Annotated in this window: 24 protein-coding genes; 14 read left to right on the top strand and 10 right to left on the bottom strand. The window is 59.5% G+C overall.

Translation table 11 applies throughout. The features are described from left to right. Positions 1–47: 47 nt before the first annotated feature. The 4 genes from U6037_RS00305 to U6037_RS00290 are packed head-to-tail and all read right to left on the bottom strand — an operon-like array spanning position 48 to position 2,847. Positions 48–761, bottom strand: coding sequence for a PA5502 family lipoprotein (locus tag U6037_RS00305; RefSeq protein WP_322845424.1), 714 nt, complete (start codon positions 759–761; stop codon positions 48–50). 37 nt (positions 762–798) lie between these two features. Beyond that, positions 799–1,587 (bottom strand): zinc ABC transporter permease subunit ZnuB, encoded by a 789-nt coding sequence (znuB, locus tag U6037_RS00300; RefSeq protein ID WP_322845423.1) that lies wholly within the window; start codon positions 1,585–1,587, stop codon positions 799–801. Continuing rightward, positions 1,580–2,365 (bottom strand): zinc ABC transporter ATP-binding protein ZnuC, encoded by a 786-nt coding sequence (znuC, locus tag U6037_RS00295; RefSeq protein WP_007911759.1) that lies wholly within the window; start codon positions 2,363–2,365, stop codon positions 1,580–1,582. The genes znuB and znuC overlap by 8 nt, the downstream gene beginning before the upstream one ends. Continuing rightward, on the bottom strand, positions 2,365–2,847 hold the full coding sequence (locus U6037_RS00290; protein ID WP_322845422.1) for a Fur family transcriptional regulator: 483 nt from the start codon (positions 2,845–2,847) through the stop codon (positions 2,365–2,367). The genes znuC and U6037_RS00290 overlap by 1 nt, the downstream gene beginning before the upstream one ends. A 66-nt stretch (positions 2,848–2,913) precedes the next feature. Between U6037_RS00290 and znuA the strand changes: the two genes are divergently transcribed. Then, positions 2,914–3,834, top strand: coding sequence for a zinc ABC transporter substrate-binding protein ZnuA (gene znuA, locus U6037_RS00285; RefSeq protein WP_322845421.1), 921 nt, complete (start codon positions 2,914–2,916; stop codon positions 3,832–3,834). Between the two features lie 82 nt (positions 3,835–3,916). On the opposite strand, the gene U6037_RS00280 is transcribed toward znuA, so the two are convergent. Beyond that, positions 3,917–4,870: a homoserine kinase gene (locus U6037_RS00280; RefSeq protein ID WP_322845420.1), complete on the bottom strand. Its 954-nt coding sequence runs from the start codon at positions 4,868–4,870 to the stop codon at positions 3,917–3,919. Positions 4,871–4,924: 54 nt separating this feature from the next. Further along, complete coding sequence (locus U6037_RS00275; protein WP_127925310.1) at positions 4,925–5,215, bottom strand: DUF2782 domain-containing protein; 291 nt, start codon at positions 5,213–5,215, stop codon at positions 4,925–4,927. Between the two features lie 74 nt (positions 5,216–5,289). Here U6037_RS00275 and polA point away from each other — a divergent pair, with 74 nt between their 5' ends. Next, complete coding sequence (gene polA / locus U6037_RS00270) at positions 5,290–8,094, top strand: DNA polymerase I (RefSeq protein ID WP_322845419.1); 2,805 nt, start codon at positions 5,290–5,292, stop codon at positions 8,092–8,094. Between the two features lie 411 nt (positions 8,095–8,505). On the opposite strand, the gene yihA is transcribed toward polA, so the two are convergent. Continuing rightward, on the bottom strand, positions 8,506–9,147 hold the full coding sequence (yihA, locus tag U6037_RS00265) for a ribosome biogenesis GTP-binding protein YihA/YsxC (protein ID WP_007911767.1): 642 nt from the start codon (positions 9,145–9,147) through the stop codon (positions 8,506–8,508). 191 nt (positions 9,148–9,338) lie between these two features. On the opposite strand from yihA, the gene U6037_RS00260 reads away from it, so the two are divergent. The 7 genes from U6037_RS00260 (at position 9,339) to U6037_RS00230 (ending at position 16,659) form a co-directional block, all read left to right on the top strand. Then, positions 9,339–9,629 carry a c-type cytochrome gene (locus U6037_RS00260; protein ID WP_016986444.1) on the top strand — a complete coding sequence of 97 codons (291 nt, stop codon included), beginning with the start codon at positions 9,339–9,341 and terminating at the stop codon, positions 9,627–9,629. A gap of 43 nt (positions 9,630–9,672) precedes the next feature. Then, positions 9,673–10,284, top strand: a complete 612-nt coding sequence (locus U6037_RS00255) for a c-type cytochrome (RefSeq protein ID WP_008081240.1) — start codon at positions 9,673–9,675, stop codon at positions 10,282–10,284. Between the two features lie 200 nt (positions 10,285–10,484). Beyond that, positions 10,485–11,126 (top strand): thiol:disulfide interchange protein DsbA/DsbL, encoded by a 642-nt coding sequence (locus tag U6037_RS00250; RefSeq protein WP_122604722.1) that lies wholly within the window; start codon positions 10,485–10,487, stop codon positions 11,124–11,126. Positions 11,127–11,140: 14 nt separating this feature from the next. After that, a complete protein-coding gene (locus U6037_RS00245; RefSeq protein ID WP_007911779.1) occupies positions 11,141–12,019 on the top strand; it encodes an endonuclease/exonuclease/phosphatase family protein in 879 nt (292 codons plus the stop codon). Beyond that, positions 12,016–14,085 (top strand): diguanylate cyclase, encoded by a 2,070-nt coding sequence (locus U6037_RS00240; protein WP_322845418.1) that lies wholly within the window; start codon positions 12,016–12,018, stop codon positions 14,083–14,085. The genes U6037_RS00245 and U6037_RS00240 overlap by 4 nt, the downstream gene beginning before the upstream one ends. A gap of 101 nt (positions 14,086–14,186) precedes the next feature. After that, positions 14,187–14,969: an N-acetylmuramoyl-L-alanine amidase gene (locus tag U6037_RS00235; protein WP_322845417.1), complete on the top strand. Its 783-nt coding sequence runs from the start codon at positions 14,187–14,189 to the stop codon at positions 14,967–14,969. A gap of 76 nt (positions 14,970–15,045) precedes the next feature. Next, positions 15,046–16,659, top strand: a complete 1,614-nt coding sequence (locus tag U6037_RS00230) for an EAL domain-containing protein (RefSeq protein ID WP_322847375.1) — start codon at positions 15,046–15,048, stop codon at positions 16,657–16,659. On the opposite strand, the gene U6037_RS00225 is transcribed toward U6037_RS00230, so the two are convergent. The 3 genes from U6037_RS00225 to U6037_RS00215 are packed head-to-tail and all read right to left on the bottom strand — an operon-like array spanning position 16,656 to position 20,111. Beyond that, a complete protein-coding gene (locus U6037_RS00225; RefSeq protein WP_322845416.1) occupies positions 16,656–18,446 on the bottom strand; it encodes a KinB sensor domain-containing domain in 1,791 nt (596 codons plus the stop codon). The two genes, U6037_RS00230 and U6037_RS00225, sit on opposite strands and share 4 nt — an antisense overlap. A 10-nt stretch (positions 18,447–18,456) precedes the next feature. Further along, complete coding sequence (algB, locus tag U6037_RS00220) at positions 18,457–19,803, bottom strand: sigma-54-dependent response regulator transcription factor AlgB (RefSeq protein ID WP_047297450.1); 1,347 nt, start codon at positions 19,801–19,803, stop codon at positions 18,457–18,459. A 32-nt stretch (positions 19,804–19,835) separates the two neighbouring features. Continuing rightward, positions 19,836–20,111, bottom strand: a complete 276-nt coding sequence (locus U6037_RS00215) for a hypothetical protein (RefSeq protein WP_322845415.1) — start codon at positions 20,109–20,111, stop codon at positions 19,836–19,838. Positions 20,112–20,230: 119 nt separating this feature from the next. On the opposite strand from U6037_RS00215, the gene U6037_RS00210 reads away from it, so the two are divergent. The 5 genes from U6037_RS00210 (at position 20,231) to U6037_RS00190 (ending at position 24,699) form a co-directional block, all read left to right on the top strand. Beyond that, positions 20,231–20,515: a hypothetical protein gene (locus U6037_RS00210; protein ID WP_322845414.1), complete on the top strand. Its 285-nt coding sequence runs from the start codon at positions 20,231–20,233 to the stop codon at positions 20,513–20,515. Between the two features lie 72 nt (positions 20,516–20,587). Further along, entirely contained in the window at positions 20,588–20,752 is a 165-nt protein-coding gene (locus U6037_RS00205) for a DUF1328 domain-containing protein (protein ID WP_003177151.1), read from the top strand. Between the two features lie 2 nt (positions 20,753–20,754). Continuing rightward, positions 20,755–21,219 carry an inhibitor of vertebrate lysozyme family protein gene (locus tag U6037_RS00200; RefSeq protein ID WP_322845413.1) on the top strand — a complete coding sequence of 155 codons (465 nt, stop codon included), beginning with the start codon at positions 20,755–20,757 and terminating at the stop codon, positions 21,217–21,219. A 701-nt stretch (positions 21,220–21,920) separates the two neighbouring features. After that, complete coding sequence (gene gltP / locus U6037_RS00195) at positions 21,921–23,252, top strand: glutamate/aspartate:proton symporter GltP (protein ID WP_322845412.1); 1,332 nt, start codon at positions 21,921–21,923, stop codon at positions 23,250–23,252. Between the two features lie 217 nt (positions 23,253–23,469). Then, on the top strand, positions 23,470–24,699 hold the full coding sequence (locus tag U6037_RS00190) for a nucleoside recognition domain-containing protein (protein WP_322845411.1): 1,230 nt from the start codon (positions 23,470–23,472) through the stop codon (positions 24,697–24,699). Positions 24,700–24,706 lie beyond the last annotated feature (7 nt).

Below are 24,706 nucleotides of genomic sequence, written 5' to 3'. Positions count from 1 at the left end.
GGTGTACCTCAATCCCATGTAGGAGCTGCCGCAGGCTGCGATCTTTTTTACGGTTTACGCGGACTCAACACCATCTGCGTCGGTACGGTGCGCACAATCTGCTTCTCAATCTTCAGATCAAAATCCGGGTTCAGCTTCTTCACCCGCTTGGTCAGCAACGTCGCCAACCAAGGATAGTCATTGGTCCGTGGCGCCTGAATGGTCACCCCACACTCATAATTCACCACATCAGCGGCGATCGCATCGAGTTGGCGGCGAAGTTTGCGGCTATCGGTGATGTTCAGCGCAACCGTAGTGCTTTCGGCGGTCGGATCGATCACCTTGGCTTTCGGCTTGGCTTCGGCTGCCAGCAATGCAGCCTCAGCTTTTTCCAGCTCAGCCTTGCGCGCCTCGGTAATGGCGCCATTCACGCCACCGGTCAGCGCCGGTGCTTTCGGCATCAACGCACGGGCACGGCTTAACGCCGTAGCAGCGGCATTCACATCCCCCTTCTGCAGCACGATCTGGCTGCGACGCAGATACGCTTCGGCAAGCTGCCGCTGGTATTGCTCAAGGGATTGGTCGTTTGGCGTTTCTTTCTGCAAAGCAGCCAATTGGTCTTCTGCGGTGGCCAGTTCGCTGCTGGCCAGGCTTTGCTCCAGCTGTGCGATGGCCGTAGCCCGCGCATCGGGGACTTCAGCCACCGGCGGCGTGCTTTGGCAGGCGCCCAGCAGCACTGAAAATGCGACAAGGAGCAGATAACGGGAGGCGAACGGCTTCATTCCTGCGACTCTCTATTTGCGCAAAAAGCGGCCAAGTCTACACCCCACGACGGGGCAGAACAAAACTCAACAGAAACAGTGCGGCCGCCGTCACAACGATTGACGGCCCAGCCGGGGTGTCCTTGAACCACGACAACGCCAGCCCACCACCCACCGCGAGCATGCCCAGCAGGCTCGCGCCCACCGCCATCTGCTCGGGCGAACGGGCGTGACGCTGTGCCGCAGCCGCCGGGATGATCAGCAGCGAAGTAATCAGCAACACACCGACGATTTTCATCGCCACGGCGATTACTACCGCAATCAACAACATCAGCGCCATGCGCAGGCCAGCGACCGGCAGGCCTTCAACCTTGGCCAGCTCTTCGTGCACGGTGATTGCCAGCAACGGCCGCCACAACGTGACCAGCAACACCAGCACCGCCGCGCTGCCGCCGAGGATCCACGCCAGATCAGTCGGACTGATCGCCAGCAGGTCGCCGAACAGATAGGCCATCAGGTCGATCCGCACTTCATGCATGAAGCTTAGTACCACCAGACCGAGAGAGAGCGTGCTCGGTGCGAGAATTCCCAAAAGCGTGTCGGACGCCAGCGGTTGGCGCTGTTGCAAGGTCACCAAAAGCACCGCCAGCAGCAAGCAGCCTACGGTGACCGCGACCGTCGGGCTGACATCCAGCAAAAAGCCCAACGCCACACCGAGCAACGCGGCGTGGGACAAGGTGTCGCCGAAATAGGCCATGCGCCGCCAGACCACGAACGAACCCAGCGGACCTGCAACGATCGCCAGCGCCAGACCTGCAAGCAGGGCATACAACAGAAAATCAGCCATGCTTGCAGTTGTCTCCGTGAACGTGAGGTTGGCCAATCACCGGCCCTTTGACCACCGAGCCGTGCAGGTCGTGAGCGTGGTCGTGATGGTGGTGATAGACCGCCAGGCTCTGTGCGTTCTTGCCGAACAGCTCGACAAACGCCGGATCGCCACTGACCTGCTCGGGATGCCCGGAGCAGCAGACGTGACGGTTTAGGCAGACCACTTGGTCGGTGGTGCTCATCACCAAATGCAAATCGTGGGACACCATCAATACACCGCAACCATGGCGGTCGCGCAGTCGGGTGATCAGGCTGTACAACTCGGCTTGGCCGGCGACGTCGACGCCTTGCACCGGCTCGTCGAGCACCAGCAATTCCGGCTCGCGCAGCAGTGCCCGCGCCAGCAGCACACGCTGCATTTCACCACCGGAAACGCTTTGCACCGGGCTGTCGATAACGTGCTCGGCGCCGACTTCTTTCAGCGCCGCCAGCGCACGCGGACGATCAACGCCCGGCACCAGGCGCAGAAAGCGCAGCACCGACAGCGGCAAGGTCGGATCGACGTGAAGTTTTTGCGGCATGTAGCCGACGCGCAGTTTCGGCTTGCGCCAGACGCTGCCGCTGTCCGGCTTGAGCAAGCCGAGCACGGCGCGCACCAAGGTAGTCTTGCCAGCGCCGTTGGGGCCGATCAGGGTGACGATCTGCCCCGGCTCGACGCTCAGCTCGATGTTGTCCAGCACAGCCTGCCCGGCAAATGTGACGGCGACCTGTTCCAGACGGATCAGCGCATTGCTCATCAAGCCCCCTGGCAACCGGAGCACAGGCCGACGACTTCGACGGTCTGCGCTTCGACGATGAAGCCAACGTCTTTGGCGCTGTTGACGATCGCGTCACTGATCACTTTTTGCTCAAGTTCGATGGCGGCGTGGCAATCGCGGCAGATCAGGAACTGGCCCTGATGCGCGTGTTCCGGGTGCACACAGCCAACGAAGGCGTTGAGCGAGGAGATGCGGTGCACCAGACCGTTTTCCAGGAGGAAATCCAGCGCGCGGTACACGGTTGGTGGCGCGGCGCGGCGGCCGTCCTGCTCGCTCAGCACCGCGAGAATGTCGTAGGCACCCAGCGGCTTGTGGCTTTGCCAGACCAATTCCAGCACCCGGCGGCGCAACGCGGTCAGGCGCAAGCCTTTCTGGGCGCACAAGGTATCGGCCTCGGACAAAGCGCTGTGCACGCAATGTGAGTGGTCGTGGGGACGGCTGGCAATCGGTGTAATAGGCATGGGCGGCGACGAGTTTTGATAGAGACGTTATTATGTTACCCGTTCTCGTCTCCTTGAGTGGTCATCGTGTCCCGACTTTTTTCTGTTTTTGTGGCTTTTGTCGCCAGTTTTCTGCTGATCGGTTCGGCCCAGGCCGAGGTCAAAGTCCTCACCAGCATCAAACCGTTGCAGCTGATTGCAGCGGCGGTGCAGGACGGCGTGGCGATTCCCGAAGTGCTGCTGCCGCCGGGTGCCTCGCCGCACAATTACGCGTTGCGGCCATCCGACGTACGGAAGGTGCAGTCGGTCGATCTGCTGTACTGGATCGGCCCGGACATGGAAGGCTTTCTGCCACGCGTGCTGAATGGTCGGACGCTACCGAGCGTGGCGGTGCAGGATTTGCCGGGGATGAAACTGCGGCGTTTTGCTGAGGACAGCCATTCCCACGCCGAAGACGCCGACGAGCATGATCACGATCATCGTCCGGGCACGCTGGATGCGCATTTGTGGCTATCGCCGGTGAATGCGCGGGTGATTGCCGACAAGATGGCCGCAGACTTGAGCGCCGCAGATCCGGCCAATGCCGAGCGCTATCAGAAAAACGCCAAGGCGTTTGACGAACGTCTGGACGCACTGGATCAGCGTTTGAAGAAGCGTCTGGCCAGCGTTGAAGGCAAGCCGTACTTCGTCTTTCACGAGGCGTTTGATTACTTTGAAGAGGCTTATGGCCTGAAGCACACCGGGGTGTTCAGCGTGGCTGCCGAAGTGCAGCCGGGTGCGCAGCATGTCGCGGCGATGCGCAAGCGCTTGCAGGAAGTGGGCAAGACTTGCGTGTTCAGCGAACCGCCATTGCGCCCGCGTCTGGCCGAAACATTGGTCGCTGGCTTACCGGTGAAACTGGCTGAGCTGGATGCGCTGGGCGGGTACACACCGGCGACGGCTCAGGGCTATGAGCAGGTGCTGGAGAAGTTGGGTAACGATTTGGCCGGGTGCCTGGAATCTCTGTAAACCCATAAAAAAGATCGCAGCCTTCGGCAGCTCCTACAGAAGATTCCATGTAGGAGCTGCCGAAGGCTGCGATCTTTTGATCTTAAAGCGCGAAAGGCAACGGTGTGTGCACCTGCTGCCGCTGCGCCAACCGTTGCTCAAACTCCTGCGGATCGTGAATCAACACGTCCTGCCCGGCGAACTGCTCCGCCGCGATCAACCGCGACAGCCAGAACCGAACACAGGCCACGCGCAGCATGGTCGGCCACAACTCAGCCTCCGCCGCCGTAAACGGTCGCAGCGCCGCATAAGCGCCGAGAAACGCACGGGCACGCGGCCCATCGATCACACCGTCTTCGTCCGAACACCAGTCATTCAAGGCAATCGCCACGTCATACAGCATCGGCCCCGAGCAGGCGTTGTAGAAGTCGATCAGCCCGGTCAGGTGCGTGCCTTCGAACATCGCGTTATCGCGAAACAGGTCGGCGTGGATGTTCGCCCGGGGCAGCGCGAGGATCTTCTCTTTGCGCTCGGTGATCTCGTCCAACGCCTTTTGCAGCAGCGCACGCGGCTCATCGCTCAGGTGCGAAAGAAACTCCGTGCCCTCTTCCAGCATCCAGTCCAGGCCGCGATCGGTCTTGCGCTTGATCATGCGCTCGCCCTGGGTCGCCAGGTGCAGGTGCGCCTGCAACTCGCCGACCTGCGCGCAATGCTGGGCATTGGCAACTTTGATGTGCTTGCCAGAGAGGCGCGGTTGCAGCAGTGCCGGTTTGCCCTTCAGCTCACGCAGAGCCACACCGTCAGTGGTGCGCAGTGCATACGGCACCGGCAAGTCGGCTTCGTGGAGCACATCGAGCAGGTCAATGAAGAACGGCATCTCCTGCACCGGGCCACGCTCGACCAGGGTCAGAACGAACTCGCCCTGCTCCAGGCTGATAAAGAAGTTGGTGTTTTCGCTGCCGGCGGCGATCCCCTGGAAATCAAGCAGACGGCCAAGCCCGTAAGGGGCGAGAAAGGTTTCCAGCTCGGGCCGAGCCAGGGGAGTGAACACAGACATGTTTTAACTGCCAGTACGGGCGCCGCCAATTGCGGCGCCGGGTGAATTAAAAATCTACTTCCATTCGAAAATCTTCCACGACGGAATCAGCATATCCGGCTGATCCGAGCGGATGAAGTTTGCATCCGTCCCGTCTGCACGCACCAGAAAGTAAGGCGGCGCGCCCTTTGGCGTGACTTTGATCGCGTACAGGAACCCGTTTTGACGGTACTCCTGAATCGTCTTGTCGCCTTCCGTGCGAATGGTGACTTCAGGATCCCCTGACGGCGCATCATCCGCCGCCATCGCGGCCAACGGTGAGACAGCAATCAGACCGACCAGCAGCAAGCGATTTAACGTACGCATGATAACCTTGTCCCTTTGTCGTCAACGGTCCCGCTATTCTAGCGCCGGACCCGCCGAAAAGGTTGATCCTGCTCATGAGCCAAGCCCCCCTCGTCCTGGTGGACGGTTCGTCTTACCTGTACCGCGCCTTTCACGCACTGCCACCACTGACCACTTCCAAAGGCCTGCCGACCGGTGCGGTCAAAGGCGTGCTGAACATGCTCAAGAGTCTGCGCAAGCAGTACCCGGACAGCCCGTTCGCCGTAGTGTTCGACGCCAAGGGTGGGACATTTCGCGATGAAATGTACGCCGAATACAAAGCCAATCGCCCAAGCATGCCCGACGACATGCGCGTGCAGATCGAGCCCCTGCACCAGAGCGTGATCGCCCTCGGTTTCCCGCTGCTGTGCGTCGAAGGCGTCGAGGCCGACGATGTCATCGGCACCCTCGCCCGCAGCAGCGCGGCGGCTGATCGCCCAGTGATCATCTCCACCGGCGACAAGGACATGGCGCAACTGGTCGACGGCCACATTACCTTGGTCAACACCATGTCCGGTAGCTCGATGGACGTGGAAGGCGTGAAGGAGAAATTCGGCGTCGCACCGGAGCAGATCATCGATTATCTGGCGTTGATGGGCGATTCGTCCGACAACATTCCGGGTGTTCCGGGCATCGGCCCGAAGACCGCTTCCGGCCTGCTGGTCGGCGTCAACGGTGGCCTCACCGAGCTGTACGCCAATCTCGACATCGTCCCGACGCTGCCGATCCGCGGCGCGAAAACCCTGCCGGCCAAGCTCGAAGAGCACAAGGAGATGGCGTTCCTCTCCTATCAACTGGCAACCATCAAGGTCGACGTGCCGCTGGACGTCGAACTCGATGATTTGCAGATGGGTGCGGAAGACCCGGCCAAGCTCTACGAGCTGTACTCCCTGCTCGAATTCAAAAGCTGGATCAACGATCTGGATCGCGACGCCAAGCGTCTGGAATTGAGCGCTGCTGCCGAACCAGCGCCGGCCGGCGATCTGTTCAGCACGCCAGATATCGAAACTCCCGCTGCTCCGACCGAAGCTGCGTACGAAACCATCCTCGATCAGGCACGCTTTGATGTCTGGCTGGAAAAACTCAACAACGCCAAGCTGTTCGCCTTCGACACCGAAACCACTGGCATCGACGCGCAGCAGGCGCAACTGGTCGGCCTGTCGTTCGCCGTGCAGGCCAACGAAGCCGCGTACATTCCGCTGACCCACTCCTACATCGGCGTGCCGGAACAGCTGGATCGCGACACCGTACTGCGCGCGCTCAAGCCGATTCTGGAAGACCCGAGCAAGCTCAAGGTCGGCCAGCACGCAAAGTTCGACATGAATATTCTGGCCAACTGCGCCATCGGCGGCGATCAGAACCAAGGCATCAACGTGCGCGGTATCGCCTTCGACACGATGCTTGAGTCCTACGTGCTCAACTCCACCGCCACCCGCCACGACATGGACAGCCTCGCGCAGAAGTATCTGGATCACACCACCGTGAGCTTCCAGGACATCGCCGGCAAAGGTGCCAAGCAGCTGACCTTCGACCAGATCGCGCTGGAACAGGCCGGGCCGTACGCTGCCGAGGACGCCGACATCACCCTGCGTCTGCACCAGACCCTGTTCGAAAAACTCAGCGCCATCCCAAGCCTGGCCAGCGTGCTGACCGACATCGAGATTCCGCTGGTGCCAGTGCTGGCGCGCATCGAACGCCAAGGCGCGTTTGTCGACGCTGAGCTGCTCGGCATCCAGAGCATCGAGCTGGGCAACAAAATGGTTGCGCTGGAGCGCGAAGCGTTCGAGATCGCCGGGGAAGAATTCAACCTTGGCTCGCCGAAACAACTGGGCGTGATTCTCTACGAGAAACTCGGCCTGCCGGTGCTGAAGAAGACCGCCAAGGGTCAGCCGTCCACCGCTGAAGAAGTGTTGGCGAAGCTCGCTGAAGACGATCACCGTTTGCCAAAGGTGCTGATGGAGCACCGCTCGATGAGCAAGCTGAAAAGCACCTACACCGATCGCCTGCCAGAGCAGATCAACCCGCGCACCGGGCGTATTCACACCTCGTATCACCAGGCTGTGGCGTCGACCGGTCGCTTGTCCTCCAGCGATCCAAACCTGCAGAACATCCCGGTGCGTACCGCTGAAGGCCGGCGCATCCGTCAGGCCTTCGTCGCGCCGAAAGGCTACAAACTGCTGGCGGCGGACTATTCGCAGATTGAGTTGCGGATCATGGCGCACCTGTCCAAGGACGAAGGCCTGATGAATGCCTTCCGCAACAATCTGGACGTGCACACCGCGACCGCTGCCGAAGTGTTCAAGGTTGAGCTCAACGAAGTGACCTCTGACCAGCGCCGTGGCGCCAAGGCGATCAACTTCGGTCTGATCTACGGCATGGGCGCGCAGAAGCTCGGCAAGGACATCGGCGTCGATACCAAGACCGCCAAGGCTTACATCGACACTTACTTCGCCCGTTACCCAGGCGTTCGCGAGTACATGGATCGCACCCGCGCACAGGCGGCGGATCAGGGTTATGTCGAGACCTTCTTCGGTCGTCGCCTGTACCTGCCGGAGATCAACTCGAACAAGCCGCAGGAACGCGCTGCCGCCGAACGTACGGCAATCAACGCGCCGATGCAGGGCACCGCTGCCGATATCATCAAGAAAGCCATGGTCGCGGTGGATAACTGGCTGGCAACGTCCGGGCTGGACGCCAAAGTCATCCTGCAGGTACACGATGAACTGGTGCTGGAGGTTCGCGAGGATCTGGTCGAGCAGGTCAGCGCCGAGATTCGCGTGCACATGAGCGAAGCGGCGAAGCTGGATGTGCCGCTGCTGGTCGAAGTGGGTGTGGGCAATAATTGGGATGAGGCTCATTGAGCCTTTTGAACACGGTTTGCCGCGACCTGTTGTCGCGGCAACGCCGGTAAAACCTGCTTATTTCTAAAAGCGCTCGATATTATTCCAAAGCTTTTTGAAAAAAATCTGAACTAATCTGGAAGGACACTACTCAGAGATACTGAATGGCTGGTGAAGCCCTTCGATGCTCCTATGTTGTGTTAAGTGTTGGCAGATATCTGAACCCCGCCCTAGCGGTTCGGAACTTGAACCCCGGAATTTCTCCCTCCCCAATGAAATCCGGGGCTTTTTTTGCCCAAAAATCGGCTTTGGCACGCTCAGGCTGCGTTGGAAGTGCAGCTCGAAATGCTCATTTAGGCCCCTAAACTCCGCTTTCGAGCTGCACTTGCGCCTTGCCTGCGCGCACCACAGCCAATTTTTCCAAATCCCCGATTACTCTGCCGCCTCGGCGCCTTTGTCTGCGAGTTCCATCCAGCCGGCCAGTACAGTGTAGGCCTCTTCCAGGCCCATGCGTTTTGGCGCGGAGAACAGCTGGATGGTGACGAGGTCGCCCCAACCCTTGCGGATTTCCGACTGCACTTTGAGCAGGGTGTTCTTGGCTGCGCCATAGGTCAGCTTGTCGGCCTTGGTCAGCAGGATGTGCATCGGCATGCCGGCCGCAACGGCCCAGTCGAGCATCAGCAGGTCGAAGTCGGTCATTGGATGACGGATGTCCATCATCAGAATCAAACCCTTCAAACTCTCGCGGCCACCGAGGTAAGCCTCAAGGTGACGCTGCCAGTGCATCTTCAGCGGGATCGGTACTTTTGCGTAACCGTAGCCCGGCAGGTCGACCAGACGGCGATCTTCGTCTAGCTTGAAGAAGTTCAACAGCTGTGTGCGACCCGGAGTTTTCGAGGTTCGCGCCAGGCTGGCGTGAGTCAAAGTGTTCAGCGCGCTGGATTTGCCGGCGTTGGAACGACCGGCGAACGCCACTTCGAAGCCTTCGTCGTCAGGGCATTGATCGACTTTGGCGGCACTGAGCATGAACGTGGACTGTTGGCACAGGCCGAGGATGGGATTCTTGAGTTGCATGGGATTTCCGATGTGGGCGGCGCCGGGATTGGGCGCGGAACGCGGTGTCGCTTCCGTTTCAGTGACGCCAGTATATAATGCCGCAGATTTTGTGTGTGCTTTGTCCCAGCGAAGGATGAAGTTCACGAGAGCGACAGACTTTGATTGCGCATTAGAACGCAGAACGCTCTCAACCCTGAAAAGGTCGTTTTATGACGAAATGGCTGCTGGCTGCCGGAGTCTTGATGCCGCTTTACAGCGCACAGGCTACACAGGATCCGGAAGCTGTGTACAACCGTGTTTGTGGTGCCTGTCATTCCGGCCAACTACCCATGGCGCCCGAAAGAGGCGATCAGGAAGCTTGGACGCCGAGGTTGGCGAAAGGTATGGGGACGCTGGTGCAACACGTGACCCAGGGTTTCAAGGCGATGCCGCCGCGTGGTTTGTGCATGGACTGCAGTGCCGAGGATTACCAAGCCATCATCCTTTGGATGAGCGAGTAAACCCGGTCCATAACTTAACCCTTAGCCGTAGTTGGATTAGCTGATGAACAAATTGATCGTGAGTCTGCTGTTGACCGTGGGAATCTCAGGCTTCGCCCATGCTGCCGGTGATGCCGCAGCTGGCCAGGCAAAAGCCGCCGTTTGCGGAGCCTGCCATGGCCCGGACGGGAACAGCATGGCGCCAAACTTTCCGAAACTGGCCGGTCAAGGTGAACGCTACCTGACCAAGCAGCTGCACGACATCAAGTCGGGCAAGCGCACCGTTCTGGAAATGACCGGCCTGCTGACCAATCTGAGCGATCAGGACCTGGCCGACATCGCCGCGTACTTCGCCAGCCAGAAAGGCAGCGTCGGCGCCGCCGATCCGAAGATCGTCGCGCGCGGTGAAGCGCTGTTCCGTGGCGGCAACCTCGCCAAGGGCCTGCCCGCCTGCACCGGTTGCCACTCGCCGAACGGCGCCGGCAACGCCGCTGCCGGCTTCCCGCACCTGGGTGGCCAACACGCTCAATACATCGCCAAGCAGCTGACCGATTTCCGCAAGGAAGAAGGCGGCCGCACCAACGACGGCGATACGATGACCATGCAGACCATCGCCAAGCGCTTGAGCGACGAAGACATTGCAGCGGTCTCCAGCTACATTCAAGGCCTGCACTAAGGCTCGCGGACCGAGCCATGCAGGGGGTGGACATCTCCTGCAATGTTAACGCTCGATTAATCCGTCGCAGCAAGTATAAAAAGGGTGGCTTTGGCCGCCCTTTTTTGTGGCCGCTGCCGTTACACTACAGAACTCATGCCCGCCAGGATCTGTCTGAAAACAGGTCGCGCGAGGCGACCAAAATTGTCCAGGAGTAAAGCATGCGTAATCTGATTATCAGCGCCGCTCTCGTCGCTGCCAGCCTGTTCGGCGTCACCGCCCAAGCCGCCGAAGCCCCAGCCGCCCCTTACGTGGAACTGGCCAACCCGGTACCGGTTGCAGAGCCTGGCAAGATCGAAGTGGTCGAGCTGTTCTGGTACGGCTGCCCGCACTGCTACGCCTTTGAACCGGTGATCAACCCGTGGGTTGAAAAACTGCCATCCGACGTCAACTTCGTGCGTATTCCGGCGATGTTCGGCGGCCCATGGGACGCTCACGGCCAGATGTTCCTGACCCTCGAAGCCATGGGTGTCGAGCACAAGGTTCACGCGGCGGTTTTCGAAGCAATCCAGAAACAACACAAAAAGCTGACCGACAAGAACGACATGGCTGACTTCCTCGCCACCCAGGGCGTGGACAAGGACAAGTTCCTCGCCACCTTCGACTCTTTCGCCATCAAAGGTCAGATCGTAAAAGCTCGCGAATTGGCCAAAAAGTATGAGATCACTGGCGTACCCACCATGATCGTCAACGGCAAGTACCGTTTCGACATCGGCTCTGCCGGTGGTGCCGAGCAAGCGTTGAAACTGGCTGACCAACTGGTCGCCAAAGAGCGAGCGGCAACCAAGGCTGCAGCCAACTAAGCGCGGCTACCGCCATGCGCCGCTGGAAGTCTGAACGCATCGTTGGCCTGCATGATCCGCAGGTCAACGAGCATCACCTGGAGTCCACGGGCCTGCCCGCAGACCAGCGTCTGCGCTTGCTCAGTTTCAATATCCAGGTCGGCATCAGCACCGAGCGCTATCGGCATTACCTGACCCGTAGCTGGCAGCACCTGCTGCCGCACAACGGCCGCTCAGGCAATCTGCAAAAGATCGGCGACCTGCTGGGCGACTTCGATCTGGTCGCCCTGCAGGAAGCCGATGGCGGCAGCTTGCGTTCGGGCTACGTCAATCAGGTGGAACATCTGGCGCAGCTCGGCGCCTTTCCCTACTGGTATCAACAACTCAATCGCAACCTCGGCCGACTCGCTCAGCACAGCAATGGCGTGCTCAGTCGTCTGAAACCATCGGCGATTGAAGATCACCCGCTGCCCGGACCGAAAGGTCGTGGGGCGATTCTGCTGCGTTTCGGCGAAGGCCCGGAAGCGCTGGTGGTGGTGATGATGCACCTGGCCCTTGGCGCGCGAACCCGCAGCCTGCAACTGGCCTATATTCGTGAGCTGATCGGTGGCTATAAGCACCAAGTGTTGATGGGTGACATGAACACCCATGCAAGCGATCTGCTACAACATTCTCCGTTACGCGATCTCGGCCTGCTGGCACCGCAGGTGGAAGCGACTTTCCCCAGCTGGCGTCCTCAGCGTTGCCTTGATCATATTTTGCTCAGCCCGACCCTGACCCTGGAAAAGGTCGAAGTGCTGGCACAACCGATTTCCGATCACCTGCCGGTCGCGGTAGAGATTCGTCTGCCGGGTTCGCTCACGGCCGATGCATTGCCCGCGTTGAGTCCTGCCCCTCGCGGAACCCCTGAATGAGCGACGACGCCCAGCGCTGGAAAGAGAAGTACCTCAAAAGCATCGAACAACAGGACAAACTCGAACGTCGCTGGGCCGCCAGGCTCGACTTGCTGCGTCGCGGTCTGGTGCGCAGCACGCTGGCCGCTGAAGGCACCGACAAGGTCGTTGATCAGTGCATGAAAGAGATGCGCGACGTGGTGCGCACCGATGACATGGACGCCGGTCTCGCCGCCCTGCTGCCGCGCCTGGAAAAAGCCGTGCTTGATTCCGAGCAACGCCGCGAAACCCGCATCGATCAGGTCAGCACCGCGCTGACATCGCTGGTTACCCAGTTGCAGGCGTTGCCGCTGCCGCGTGAAGTCGCTCAGCCCTTGAAGAAGTTCGCCAAACAACTGGATAGCCGTGTTGGTTCGGCGCGGGAAATGCCCTTGCTGCTGAGTGAACTCAGCGGCTTGCAGGGTAAGGCATTGAGTCAGTTAGACGCTCCGGCAGAGCCGGGGCGTCCGGGTCTGTTGCAGCGTTTGTTCGGAAGCCGCGACAGCGAAGAAGTCCCAGCGACAGAATCACCCGCGCCGCCTCAAGTCGCGCCGCCGCTGCAACCGCTTACCGCACCGTCACCCGCACCAGAAACCGCACAGCCCGCTCCTGTCGCGACGATTGAACCCGTGATGGCAGCTACTGCCATCGAAGCCGTGGCGCCTGTCGAAACAACAATGCCAGACGCGCAGACGCAACTGGAATCGGCAGAAGTGGTTGCCTTCGAGCCACCCACGGTCAGCAGCGAAGGCAGGAGTGACCCGATTGAGCCTCAGGCAGAGCGCTTCGAACCGGAGCCTGTTTTCGCCCCGGCTCCCGCTCAGACTCCAATCACGCTTACCGCCATCAATCCTGATGAACTGATTCACCCTGGTGATCCATCGCCACTGATCCTCGATAGCCTGCCGCTGCCTGAACCCATCGCGCAGGCGCTGGCCGCCATCGACCCGGATCAATCCGAGCACGACATCCTGTTCGCCCTGCCGGATTCCCCGGAGCCGTCCTACAGCTCGGTGGCCAAGCACATCGAAGACACTCTGATCGGTCTCCTCGACGACCTGACCCTGCCGGAGCGCCACCGCCCCCAAGCCGAAGCCATGCGCGAACGGCTCAAACACGGTTTGAACTGGTACGAACTGATCCCGATCCTCGACGATCTTGCAACATTGATGCTGGCGATTACCGACAGCGGCCAGCACGAATTCGAAGCTTATCTGCAGCAACTCAACGAACGCCTCGAAGCGTTCCAGAGCAATCTGCAAGCTGCCAGTGAAGGCCATGCCGACAACAGTTCGGCGGCGCGGGCCATGGACACGCAGATCCGCGAGCAAGTCGACGGCTTGCAGACCAGCGTCCAGGAAGCCGCCGATCTGGATGACCTCAAGCAAGTGCTGGAGAACCATCTCGAAGGCTTGATCGGCACCATGGATCAGCACCAGAAGCAGCGCGACGCCCGCGAGCAGGAAGTGGCTGCGCGACTCAAAGGTCTGTCCGAGCGCGTGGCGCATATGGAGCAGGAAGCCCAGGGATTCCGCGAGCACCTCGAAGAACAGCGCCAGAAAGCCTTGATCGATCCACTCACCGGCCTGCCCAACCGCGCCGCGTGGAGCGAGCGCCTCGAGCATGAAATCAAGCAGTGGCAGCAGCACGGCAACACGCTGAGCCTGGCCATGCTCGACCTCGATCACTTCAAACGCATCAACGACAACTACGGCCATCTGGCCGGCGACAAGGTGCTGAAAATCATTGCCACGGTGCTGCGCAAACGCCTGCGCGGATCTGACTTCATAGCCCGTTTCGGTGGTGAGGAGTTCGTCTTGCTATTGCCGGCCACCCCGCCTGCGGTTGGCACCAAGCTCTTGGAAACGCTGCGCGCTGCGATCGAAGCCTGCCCTTTTCACTTCAAAGGCGAGCGGGTGACGATCACCATTTCCATGGGGCTGGCAACATTTCGTGCGGGAGAACACAGCGATCTGGTGTTGAAAAGAGCCGATCAGGCGCTTTACCGCGCTAAAAATGCGGGACGCAACCGGGTCGAGCTGGGCTGAGCAAATTGTTCCATTTTGTTTAAATCCGCCCGCTGACCGTCGAGACGCAAGGCAGTACGTTACACTGTTGCATTACTGTCTTGCGTGTACTGCCTTCTGCCATGAAATTCTTTACCCTCCTCGCTTCGCTGCTCGTTCTGGCCGGTTGTTCCAGCAGCCCGCGTTATGACACCAGCCATCCTTCGGCCAATTACGACAGCCGTATCCAGTTCGTCATCGTTCATTACACGTCGGCCTCGCTGGAGCGCTCGCTGCAATTGCTGACCCACGGCGAGGTCAGCAGCCATTACCTGATCGGCGACGACAAGGGCGGCACCATTTACAAGCTGATGGACGAAAACCAGCGCGCCTGGCACGCCGGCGAAAGCCAATGGCAGGGCCGCACCTGGCTCAATTCCAGCTCGATCGGCATTGAAATCGTCAATCCGGGTTTCAAGGACACCCCGACCGGGCGCCTGTGGTATCCGTACAGCGAGGCGCAGATCCAATCGTTGATCGTCCTGCTCAAGGACATCAGCAAGCGCAACGACATCAGCCCGCGCCACATCATCGGCCATAGCGACATCGCGCCGCTGCGCAAGCTTGATCCGGGACCGTTGTTCCCGTGGAAACGTCTCGCTGCCGAGGGCTTGGGCATTTGGCCGAACGAACAGGCGGTTGCGCGTCAGCAGATGCTGTTCAACAGCGGCGAACTGCCAAGCATCAGCTGGTTCCAGGCACAACTGGCGCATCTGGGTTACGACACACCGCAGACCGGTGAGCTGGATGTCGCCACGCGCCATGTTCTCGCCGCATTCCAGATGCACTTCCGTCCTTCACGTTTTGACGGCACTCCGGATGCGCAAACGGCGGCGCTGTTGCTGGTACTCAATCAGACAAAATAATGACGCCCGCCCGACGGTCAGGGCGAAATTGCAATCAGCAGCTATAACTCATTGGTAATTCTTCGGATATTCCATGATGGTTGCTACCCGAGAGACGCTGCGTAGCTGGTTTTATCGCCCTTGGTTTTTGGCGATGATCGCGGCTGTCCTCAGTGCCTGCCTGCTGATCGCCGGCGGTATGTTCGTGGCGATGCGTCAGGTCGAGCAAAGCGAAAGCCAGGAAATGAACGCGCAAGGCGAGCGTTTCCTCGCCCGCCTCGAGCAATTGTTCGGCCAGTTGCGCGAAAGTCTCGACGACCTCGAAGCCCAGCCACTACGCAGTTGTGACGATGAAATGATCGCCACCCTGCAGCAAGTCACCTTCAATTATCGCTTCGTCTATGAAGCGGCTTATATGGACGCCTCGCGCATCTGCTCCAACCGTCCGCGTCAGGAAGGCCTGTCGGTGGTCCGCGCGCCGGACATCAAAGGCCCGACTTACAGCTATTGGCTGAACACCACCACTGAACCGGATGAAAACCGCGCAGCCCTGATGCTGGGTCGCGGCAACTTCCGCGTGGCCACCTCGCGCGGGCACCTGACCGACATGGTCGATCTGTCTCCCGGCAGCAGCCTGTTGGTGGTACTCGATCACGGCACCCGGGCCATCCCGGTGCTCGGCATGGCGCAAGCCTGGCCGCCCACGGAACACTGGCCACCGAAAAGCCGCGATGCCTTGCAAGTCACGCAAACCCGGCTGATCTACCGCATGCCCACCAACAACCCGGAATATCAGCTGGTGCTGATCACACCCAGGACCGGAATACATATTCCCGCTATCTGGTGGTGGATGATCCCGGCGTGTGTGCTGCTCGGCGCATTTCTGGGGTTTTTCGTTTTCCTGCTGGTGCGCCAGCGCCAGTCGCTGGACGCGGAACTTCACGGCGCGATTCGTCGAGGCGAGTTGCAGGTGCTCTATCAGCCGATCTTCGATCTCGACAGTCGCAATTGCGTCGGCGCCGAAGCATTGCTGCGCTGGCGCCGCCCGGATGGCACGCTGACCAGCCCCGATCTGTTCATCCCCATGGCGGAAAATACCGGGCAGATCCGCCAGATGACAGACTTTGTCCTCCAGCGTTTGCTGGAGCAACTGGGTCCGGTGCTGCGGGCCAATCCGCAACTGTATATCTCGGTCAACCTCGCCGCCTGCGACGTGATGGTGCCGCGCATCGGCCAGGTCATGGCGCGACTGCTTACACTGCACCGGGTGGCCGCACGGCAGATTGCCTTCGAAGTCACCGAGCGTGGCTTGATTGATGTGGTAGTGGCGCGGGAAAACCTGCAAGCGCTGCGCGATGTTGGCCATCAAGTGTTGATCGACGATTTTGGCACCGGCTATTGCAGCCTCGCCTACCTGCAAACCCTGCCGGTCGACTGCCTGAAAATCGATAAAGCCTTTATCGACGCACTCGGCCACGATGCCGCCAGCAGCGGCGTCGCCCCGCACATCATTCACATGGCTCAGGCACTGGATCTTAAGGTGATTGCCGAAGGCATCGAGCTGGAATCACAGGCCCAACTGCTCAGCAGCGAAGGCGTCAAGTTCGGTCAAGGCTGGCTGTTCGCCCATGCCCTGAGCGCAGTTCAGTTCATTGAGCTGATCACTCGCGGGCGACGTCTTGCCGGGCGGCGGATGGACGACGAAGCCTAAACAGCGAGCGCCATATAGAACTGCGTACCCTGCCCCGGCCGCGAGTAAACGCCCATGCGTCCGCCATGCAGCTGGACGATTTCCTTGCACAGCGCCAGGCCGAGTCCGGCGCCGCCCTTCTTGCGCCCGACCTGCACGAACGGCTCGAAGATCCGCCCTTGCTGGCCATAGGCAATGCCTTCGCCGTTGTCTTCGACGCTGATGATCACCCGCTCGCCATGCCGGCGTGCCTGCAGGCGGATCTGACCGTCGCGGGCGGTATGGCGCAGGGCGTTGTCGATCAGGTTATCGAGTACCCGATCGAGCTGCGTCTGATCGGCCTGCAAACGCGGCAGCGGCGCCTGCACTTCGACATTCAGGGCGATGCCCTTGGCTGCCGCCGAGTCGGCAAAGCGCAGTTGCGCCTGCTCCAGCAAATCTTCGATGGAGCACGGCGCCAACGTGAGTTTCTGCAAGCCATTCTGATAACGCGAGAAGTTGAGCAAGTCATTGATCAACTGCATCAGGCGTTGCATTTCCTCGTTCACGGTGTCGAGCAGATCAGCCTCGCGGGACTCCGCTGGAAACTTCGCCCGTTCACGGAACAGACCGAACGCCATGTGCATGCCGGTGACCGGTGTGCGCAGTTCATGGGAGGCGCGCAGGACGAATTCACTGCGCACCCGCTCGAAGGCGCGCTGCTCGGTGACATCGTGCAAGACCATCACCGCGCCGAGGATATGACCTTGCGTGTGGCTGACCGGCGTCAGACTGTAGGTCAGCAGGCGCGATTCGCCGTCGACCTCGATGGCCAGGTCTTCCGGCGCCCGCTCGAGAGTACCGCCGCGCAGAACCAGTTGCAGTTGCGCATCTAACTCTGGCCGCTCAAGCGCCGTACCCAGCCCTTGGCCGAGACGGTCATCTTCCCAACCCAGTTGCCGTTGCGCGACCGGATTGAGGTGTTCCAGATGCCCCTGACGGTCGATCATCAGCAAGCCGTCATCGATGCTGTCGAGCACCGCCTGCAAGCGTTGCTGGCCGGCGAGCAATTCGTCGACGTTGGTCGCTTGATGCTCACGCAGCGCTTCGGCCATCAGGCCGAAACGCTTGGTCAGTTGATTCATTTCCATCGCCGAGGAAATCGGCAGGGTCACTTCAAAGTTACCTTGACCGATATTGTCCGCCGCTTGCGCCAGCGCCTCGATCGGCGCGCCGAAACGCCGGGCAATCCCGTGGGCGGTGATGAAACCGATGATCAGCACTGCCAGTCCGACAAATCCCAGCAGACCGGCGATCAACAATGCCCGGTCGCGCGCTTGATGCTGGACCGCATTGATGTTGTCCAGCGCATGCTTGTGTTCGGTGATCAAACCATTGCGCAACGTATTGAAGCGCTCTCTGAGATTGGCGTTGCTGCTCAACGCAGCCGCCGGATCACGGGACACATCGAAGGCCTGAAGAAAACTCAGGTAATCCGCCTTGGCCTGACTGAAACCGTAATGGCGGCCATCACCCACCTGCTCCTGGGCAATGCCTTCATCAAGCAACTTGAGGTATTGCTGCTTGGACGCCTCGAACGCGACCGGATCGGGTTCTTCGGCGAGCATGAGGACCAGTTGATCGCCCAGGGTTTGCCGCAGTTTGAGGCCCAGATCCAGAGTGACGAAGTTGTTACGCAGCGTCATTTCCTGCGACCCGGCCATTTGCATCACGCTGACCAGCCCGAGCAACAGCCCGAGCAAGGCCACGGTGATCAAGGCGGAAATGCTCAGGAACAACCGCGTGCGCAACTTCATCGCCAGTTTCATCGTTCGGCGCTCACAGGTTGTACTGCTTGCGCTTGCGATACAGGGTCGAGGCGTCGATGCCCAGGGTTTTCGCCGCTTGATCCAGCGTACCGGCGGTGGCGAGCACCGCGCCGATATGGGCTTTCTCCAATTCATCGAGGCTCAATGCCGCACCGACTCTTGGCGCATTGTTGGCCGGTTGCTCGGCCATGCCGAGGTGACTGATTTCCACGCGCTCCTGCGGGCAGATGATGCTCGCCCGCTCGACCACGTTGCGCAGCTCACGAATATTGCCCGGCCAGCGGTAACCGAGCAGCGCCTCGCGCGCCTCATCGCTGAAGCCTCGCGCGGGACGTGCGTACTCTTTGACGAAACGGGCGAGAAAGCGGTCGGCCAGAGTCAGAATGTCCTCGGCGCGCTCGCGCAGTGGCGGCAGGTGCAGAGTGATGACATTCAGGCGATAGAGCAGGTCTTCACGGAAACGCCCGTCACGGACCATGTCTTCGAGGTTGAGGTTGGTTGCCGCCAGAATGCGTACGTCGGCGCGACGGGTGACTGGATCCCCTACCCGCTCATATTCCTTGTCTTGAATGAACCGCAGCAATTTTGGTTGCAATGTCAGGGGAAAATCGCCGATCTCATCGAGAAACAGCGTGCCACCGTCGGCCTGATTGACGCGGCCCAGCGTGCTTTCACTGGCGCCGGTAAACGCACCGCGACTGTGCCCGAACAACTCGCTTTCCATCAGTTCGGCGGTCAACGACGGGCAGTTGATGGTTACGCAGGATTTCTTCTCGCGCTTGCTCCAACCGTGAATCGCTCGGGCCAGTTCACCTTTACCGGTGCCGGACTCGCCAAGGATAAGAATGTTGGCGTCGGTGCCAGCAACCTGACGGGCAGTCTCCAGTACGACTTTCATCGCCGGGCTGTGGGAGTCGAGACCGTCCTTCGGCTTGCGGATCTCGCCTTCCAGCGCTTCGAGGCGCGCCGACAGTTGGCGCACTTCCAGTTGTTTGGCAGTGGCCAGACGCAGTTGATCAGGGCTGCATGGCTTGACCAGATAATCGGCAGCGCCGGCCTGGATCGCATCCACGGCAGTGTCGACGGCCGAATGTGCGGTGACAATCACTACGCGCATCCATGGCGCCTGAATGCGCATTTGCGCCAATACGTCGAGGCCGTTGTCTTCACCCAGACGCAAATCAAGGAAGCACAGGTCAAAGACCTGGCGTTGCAACAATGCTTCGGCCTGGGCCGCGCTGTTGGCGGTGGCCACCGTATAGCCCTCGTCTTCGAGGCAATAACGGAACGTACGCAGGATGGCGGATTCGTCGTCCACCAGCAGAATGCGGCCTTGATGCTCAGTGGCAGATTCCATTTTTCCTACGCTCCATAGTGATTGGTCTTGGGTTAGTCCCGGAAAAATCGGGCAAGTTGCATGGTTGATTCTGAACGATGCCAGCCATAGGAGGGTAGCTCTCTACTGCCTTTACGGCCAATAGGTTGATTTTGTTGGTTTTCTAAACAAATTCCGATTTGCAGGGCATTCCCTGCATACATTTCTGACATCTGCGCCCCGCTCTCAATTCCATAAGAATGAAATCTCCTACGAAAAAATCGTGCATTGCGCACGATCGCAGATGTCCCATCGTGCAGGATGCGTCGCAGGCGTTTTTTACGGTCCATCTAACATATTGATTTTATTAGATATTTTTCAATTAAAAAACTGGCATGCAGGCTGCAATACCTTACTCAGCCCGGGCAGAAATGAACTGCCCTAACCGAATAAGAGTGAGGAACCCAGGATGACTCGCCAACGTGCCGCCCAAGTGCGTATCTCGCCACTGCACATCCAGCAAGGTCTGTTTGGCGTATTGGCGCTGTTGATCACCCTGATCGCCTGCCAGCAATACCTGCGCTGGGAAAACAGCCAGCAGGCTGAGCCGTTGATTTCGATCCAGCACAACACGCAAACGCACTTCAGCGCCGTCAGCAGCAGCCAGGCCGAGAGTGCCTCGATGCGCATGATGGATGTTGATCAGCCGCAGCCACTGGATCAACTGCCACGTGAAGAACGCTGGGTTTTTTAAACAACAACTGAATTCGGGCGCGTAGCGCCGGGACACGCAACACCCCTAAATAGAGAAGTAAGGAGAATCACCATGTTGAGCTGGGCAATTACATTCTTGATCATTGCCATCATCGCTGCAGTACTGGGCTTCGGTGGTATCGCGGGCACCGCCACGGGTATCGCCAAGATTCTCTTTGTCGTGTTCCTGGTGATGTTCATCGCTTCCTTCTTCTTTGGCCGTCGCGGCCGAGGTTAACGATGAGTGCTTTAAAGACACTGGCAGCCGCCCTGCTTCTGGGCGGTAGTGCCATGGCGATGGCGGCCAATGACGGCCAGATGCGGGTCAACGAACTGTTGAGTTCCGACCCGCAGTATCGGCAGACCTGGGAAGGTGTGGTGAAGAAGGAAGAACGCCTGCCGGAATGGGTGATGAATCTCTCCGGCACGCCAGACCAACAGATGAATGCCGTAACTGAAGATGGCGACAAGTATCTGGTCGGCCCGCTCTGCGAATCCGCGGACAAGTGCCTGAATCACCGCTTGATCGTCGCATTCAGTTTCGACAAGAAAGACGCTTACGCCATGCTCGTCGATGTGCCTGAAGGACTGCCGGCCGACAAGTCGCCTACGCGACATGCCACCTACCGCTTCCTCGGCAAACCCGATCAGGGCATGCAGGATCTGCTGATGGAAACCCTGAAGAAAGATCCAAAGTGGTACTGATCTGAACATGAAGGCAGCAGCCCTGCTGCTTTCCATTGCGCCGACCTGAGGAAGGCCGACGCATGACCAAGGGGCCGGGACGTTCTGACTGTTGCAGGGTCGGAGTGACCTACGGGTACAGGGAGTGCCTGCGCAAGGGCCGGGTCAGGGTAAAAGCTGCGCCGCAGGTTCGCCGACCCACAGCGGTTCGACGGACTTGCGCTGAGCTTTGATTGAGCAAAACATTGATCCAGAGCGTCCAGCTCGTCCTTTTTATCGCCGACACTGCGCGCGAAAACATTACGCGGTGTTTCCTGGCGACCGTATATCGAGAAACAAACCTGATAAACAAGAGGACTTCTAGTCTTCCTGCGTAGGCTTTTTCCTAAATTTTTCGTCGATTTTTCTTGTTTAAAAAACAACCAACCTACGCTGTGATGGCCGGTTCACGGCACTTATGCCGGCCGAAATGTCACAATCGAACCGGTTGGGACGCCAGTTTCATTTAAAAAAGCTCATGCCGATTCGGCATAGGGTAGGCGTTTACGGCATTAGACGGCGCAACCTTGCATCGGAATAGTTGCGCCTTTTTTCGCCTGCCGAAGAGCCGTAATCACACGCTTCGGGGCACCTTATACGGAGGCAGATGCACAGACTTTTCCGCTAAAGAGCGTTCCAGTTCCTGCATGTGCCTGAGTCAAACGCAAGTAAGGGTAAAGATAATGAAGAAGGCAAAAATTAGCCTCGCCTGGCAGATCCTCATCGGTCTGGTTTTGGGTATTGCAATTGGTGCGTTGCTCAACCACTTCAGTGCCGAGAAGGCCTGGTGGATCAGCAACGTCCTGCAACCGGCAGGCGATATCTTTATCCGTCTGATCAAGATGATCGTGATTCCGATCGTCATCTCTTCCCTGATCGTCGGCATCGCCGGCGTGGGCGACGCCAAGAAGCTCGGGCGTATCGGCCTGAAGACGATCATCTATTTCGAAATCGTCACCACCATCGCCATCGTCGTCGGCCTGCTGCTGGCCAACCTGTTCCATCCGGGCACAGGCATCGACATGAGCACCCTCGGCACGGTGGACATCTCCAAGTACCAGGCGACCGCCGCCGAGGTACAGCATGAACACGCGTTCATCGAGACCATCCTCAACCTGATCCCGTCGAACATCTTCGCGGCCATGGCCCGCGGCGAAATGCTGCCGATCATCTTCTTCTCCGTGCTGTTCGGTCTCGGTCTGTCGAGCTTGCAGTCGGATCTGCGCGAGCCGCTGGTGAAGATGTTCCAGGGCGTCTCGGAAAGCATGTTCAAAGTCACCCACATGATCATGAACTATGCGCCGATCGGCGTGTTCGCACTGATCGCGGTGACCGTCGCCAACTTCGGCTTCGCCTCACTGCTGCCGCTGGCCAAACTGGTGATCCTGGTTTACGTCGCCATCGCCTTCTTCGCCTTCGTGGTGCTAGGCCTGATCGCCAAACTGTTCGGCTTCTCGGTGATCAAGCTGATGCGCATCTTCAAGGATGAGCTGGTGCTGGCCTACTCCACCGCTTCTTCGGAAACCGTGCTGCCACGCGTGATCGAGAAGATGGAAGCCTACGGCGCACCGAAAGCCATCTGCAGCTTCGTGGTACCGACCGGTTACTCGTTCAACCTCGACGGTTCGACCCTGTATCAGTCGATCGCCGCGATCTTTATCGCTCAGCTGTACGGCATCGACCTGTCGATCAGCCAGCAACTGCTGCTGGTCCTGACCCTGATGGTCACCTCCAAAGGCATCGCCGGTGTACCGGGCGTGTCCTTCGTGGTGCTGCTGGCCACCCTGGGCAGCGTTGGTATTCCGCTGGAAGGCCTGGCGTTCATCGCCGGTGTCGACCGCATCATGGACATGGCGCGTACCGCTCTGAACGTGATTGGTAACGCCCTGGCGGTACTGGTTATCGCACGTTGGGAAGGCATGTACGACGACGCCAAGGGCGAGCGCTACTGGAACTCCCTGCCGCACTGGCGCAGCAAGGAAAAACTGCCAGCAGGCGAAATCTCGAAGAACTGACACACCCCTGTAGGAGCTGCCGAAGGCTGCGATCTTTTGATCTTGCTTTTTAAAAACAAAATCAAAAGATCGCAGCCTTCGGCAGCTCCTACAGGAGATTGAGGTCAACCCGGTAAATGGGGTGGCAGCAGGTACACGCAAACCCCGGAGAAATCCGGGGTTTGTCGTTTCTGGCGACCCCGCTATCATTCGCCGCATTCTTCGGGGGATTTGACTGATGCTTAATGGCCTGTGGCTTGGCTTCTTCATCGTGGCAGCCGTGTCGGCGCTGGCGCAGTGGCTGATCGGCGGCAACGCCGGGATCTTTGCGGCGATGGTGGAAAGCATTTTCGCCATGGCCAAGCTCTCGGTCGAAGTCATGGTGCTGCTGTTCGGCACCCTCACCCTGTGGCTGGGCTTCCTGCGCATTGCCGAGAAAGCCGGGATCGTCGAATGGCTGGCTAAGGTGCTCGGCCCGCTGTTTCTGCGGCTGATGCCGGAAGTCCCGGCCGGCCACCCTGCCCTTGGCCTGATCACCCTGAACTTCGCCGCCAACGGCCTCGGTCTCGACAATGCCGCGACGCCGATCGGCCTGAAAGCCATGAAGGCGCTGCAAGAGCTCAATCCCAGCGCCACCATCGCCAGTAATGCGCAAATCCTCTTCCTGGTGCTCAACGCCTCCTCCCTGACCCTGCTGCCGGTGACAATCTTCATGTACCGCGCCCAGCAAGGCGCGCCGGATCCGACGCTGGTATTCCTGCCAATTCTGCTGGCGACCAGTTGCTCGACGATTGTCGGCTTCCTCTCGGTGGCGTTCATGCAACGGCTGCGGATCTGGGATCCGGTGGTGTTGGCCTATTTGATTCCCGGTGCGTTGATCCTCGGTGGTTTCATGGCGCTGCTCGGTACGCTTTCGGCCACTGCTTTGGCGGGATTGTCGTCGATCCTCGGCAATCTCACGCTGTTCGGGTTGATCATGCTGTTCTTGCTGATCGGCGCGTTAAAGAAAGTGAAGGTTTACGAGGCGTTCGTTGAAGGCGCCAAAGAAGGCTTCGACGTCGCGAAAAATCTGCTGCCGTATCTGGTGGCCATGCTTTGTGCGGTGGGCGTATTGCGCGCGTCCGGCGCACTGGATTTCGGGCTGGACGGTATTCGTCATCTGGTCGAGTGGGCCGGCTGGGACACGCGCTTTGTCGATGCGTTGCCGACGGCGATGGTCAAACCGTTCTCCGGCAGCGCGGCGCGGGCGATGCTCATCGAAACAATGAAGTCCTCGGGCGTCGACAGCTTCCCGGCACTGGTCGCGGCGACGATTCAGGGCAGTACCGAGACAACGTTCTATGTGCTGGCGGTGTATTTCGGCGCGGTGGGTATTCAGCGGGCGCGGCACGCTGTTGGCTGTGCGTTGCTGGCGGAATTTGCTGGTGTGGTCGGGGCTATCTTCGTCTGCTACTGGTTCTTCGGCTGATAGATAA

This window comes from Pseudomonas sp. B33.4, assembly GCF_034555375.1.
In the GTDB taxonomy this organism is placed as follows: domain Bacteria; phylum Pseudomonadota; class Gammaproteobacteria; order Pseudomonadales; family Pseudomonadaceae; genus Aquipseudomonas.
Note: the sequence above shows the minus strand (reverse complement) of the source record. Positions and strands in the feature narration are given on the sequence as shown.

Bases quoted from the DNA above. Each gene is read 5' to 3' on its own strand.
- U6037_RS00305 (WP_322845424.1), bottom strand. From the start codon at position 761: ATGAAGCCGTTCGCCTCCCGTTATCTGCTCCTTGTCGCATTTTCAGTG.
- znuB (WP_322845423.1), bottom strand. From the start codon at position 1,587: ATGGCTGATTTTCTGTTGTATGCCCTGCTTGCAGGTCTGGCGCTGGCG.
- znuC (WP_007911759.1), bottom strand. From the start codon at position 2,365: ATGAGCAATGCGCTGATCCGTCTGGAACAGGTCGCCGTCACATTTGCC.
- U6037_RS00290 (WP_322845422.1), bottom strand. From the start codon at position 2,847: ATGCCTATTACACCGATTGCCAGCCGTCCCCACGACCACTCACATTGC.
- U6037_RS00280 (WP_322845420.1), bottom strand. From the start codon at position 4,870: ATGTCTGTGTTCACTCCCCTGGCTCGGCCCGAGCTGGAAACCTTTCTC.
- U6037_RS00275 (WP_127925310.1), bottom strand. From the start codon at position 5,215: ATGCGTACGTTAAATCGCTTGCTGCTGGTCGGTCTGATTGCTGTCTCA.
- polA (WP_322845419.1), top strand. From the start codon at position 5,290: ATGAGCCAAGCCCCCCTCGTCCTGGTGGACGGTTCGTCTTACCTGTAC.
- yihA (WP_007911767.1), bottom strand. From the start codon at position 9,147: ATGCAACTCAAGAATCCCATCCTCGGCCTGTGCCAACAGTCCACGTTC.
- U6037_RS00260 (WP_016986444.1), top strand. From the start codon at position 9,339: ATGACGAAATGGCTGCTGGCTGCCGGAGTCTTGATGCCGCTTTACAGC.
- U6037_RS00255 (WP_008081240.1), top strand. From the start codon at position 9,673: ATGAACAAATTGATCGTGAGTCTGCTGTTGACCGTGGGAATCTCAGGC.
- U6037_RS00250 (WP_122604722.1), top strand. From the start codon at position 10,485: ATGCGTAATCTGATTATCAGCGCCGCTCTCGTCGCTGCCAGCCTGTTC.
- U6037_RS00245 (WP_007911779.1), top strand. From the start codon at position 11,141: ATGCGCCGCTGGAAGTCTGAACGCATCGTTGGCCTGCATGATCCGCAG.
- U6037_RS00240 (WP_322845418.1), top strand. From the start codon at position 12,016: ATGAGCGACGACGCCCAGCGCTGGAAAGAGAAGTACCTCAAAAGCATC.
- U6037_RS00235 (WP_322845417.1), top strand. From the start codon at position 14,187: ATGAAATTCTTTACCCTCCTCGCTTCGCTGCTCGTTCTGGCCGGTTGT.
- U6037_RS00230 (WP_322847375.1), top strand. From the start codon at position 15,046: ATGGTTGCTACCCGAGAGACGCTGCGTAGCTGGTTTTATCGCCCTTGG.
- U6037_RS00225 (WP_322845416.1), bottom strand. From the start codon at position 18,446: ATGAAACTGGCGATGAAGTTGCGCACGCGGTTGTTCCTGAGCATTTCC.
- algB (WP_047297450.1), bottom strand. From the start codon at position 19,803: ATGGAATCTGCCACTGAGCATCAAGGCCGCATTCTGCTGGTGGACGAC.
- U6037_RS00215 (WP_322845415.1), bottom strand. From the start codon at position 20,111: ATGGACCGTAAAAAACGCCTGCGACGCATCCTGCACGATGGGACATCT.
- U6037_RS00210 (WP_322845414.1), top strand. From the start codon at position 20,231: ATGACTCGCCAACGTGCCGCCCAAGTGCGTATCTCGCCACTGCACATC.
- U6037_RS00205 (WP_003177151.1), top strand. From the start codon at position 20,588: ATGTTGAGCTGGGCAATTACATTCTTGATCATTGCCATCATCGCTGCA.
- U6037_RS00200 (WP_322845413.1), top strand. From the start codon at position 20,755: ATGAGTGCTTTAAAGACACTGGCAGCCGCCCTGCTTCTGGGCGGTAGT.
- gltP (WP_322845412.1), top strand. From the start codon at position 21,921: ATGAAGAAGGCAAAAATTAGCCTCGCCTGGCAGATCCTCATCGGTCTG.
- U6037_RS00190 (WP_322845411.1), top strand. From the start codon at position 23,470: ATGCTTAATGGCCTGTGGCTTGGCTTCTTCATCGTGGCAGCCGTGTCG.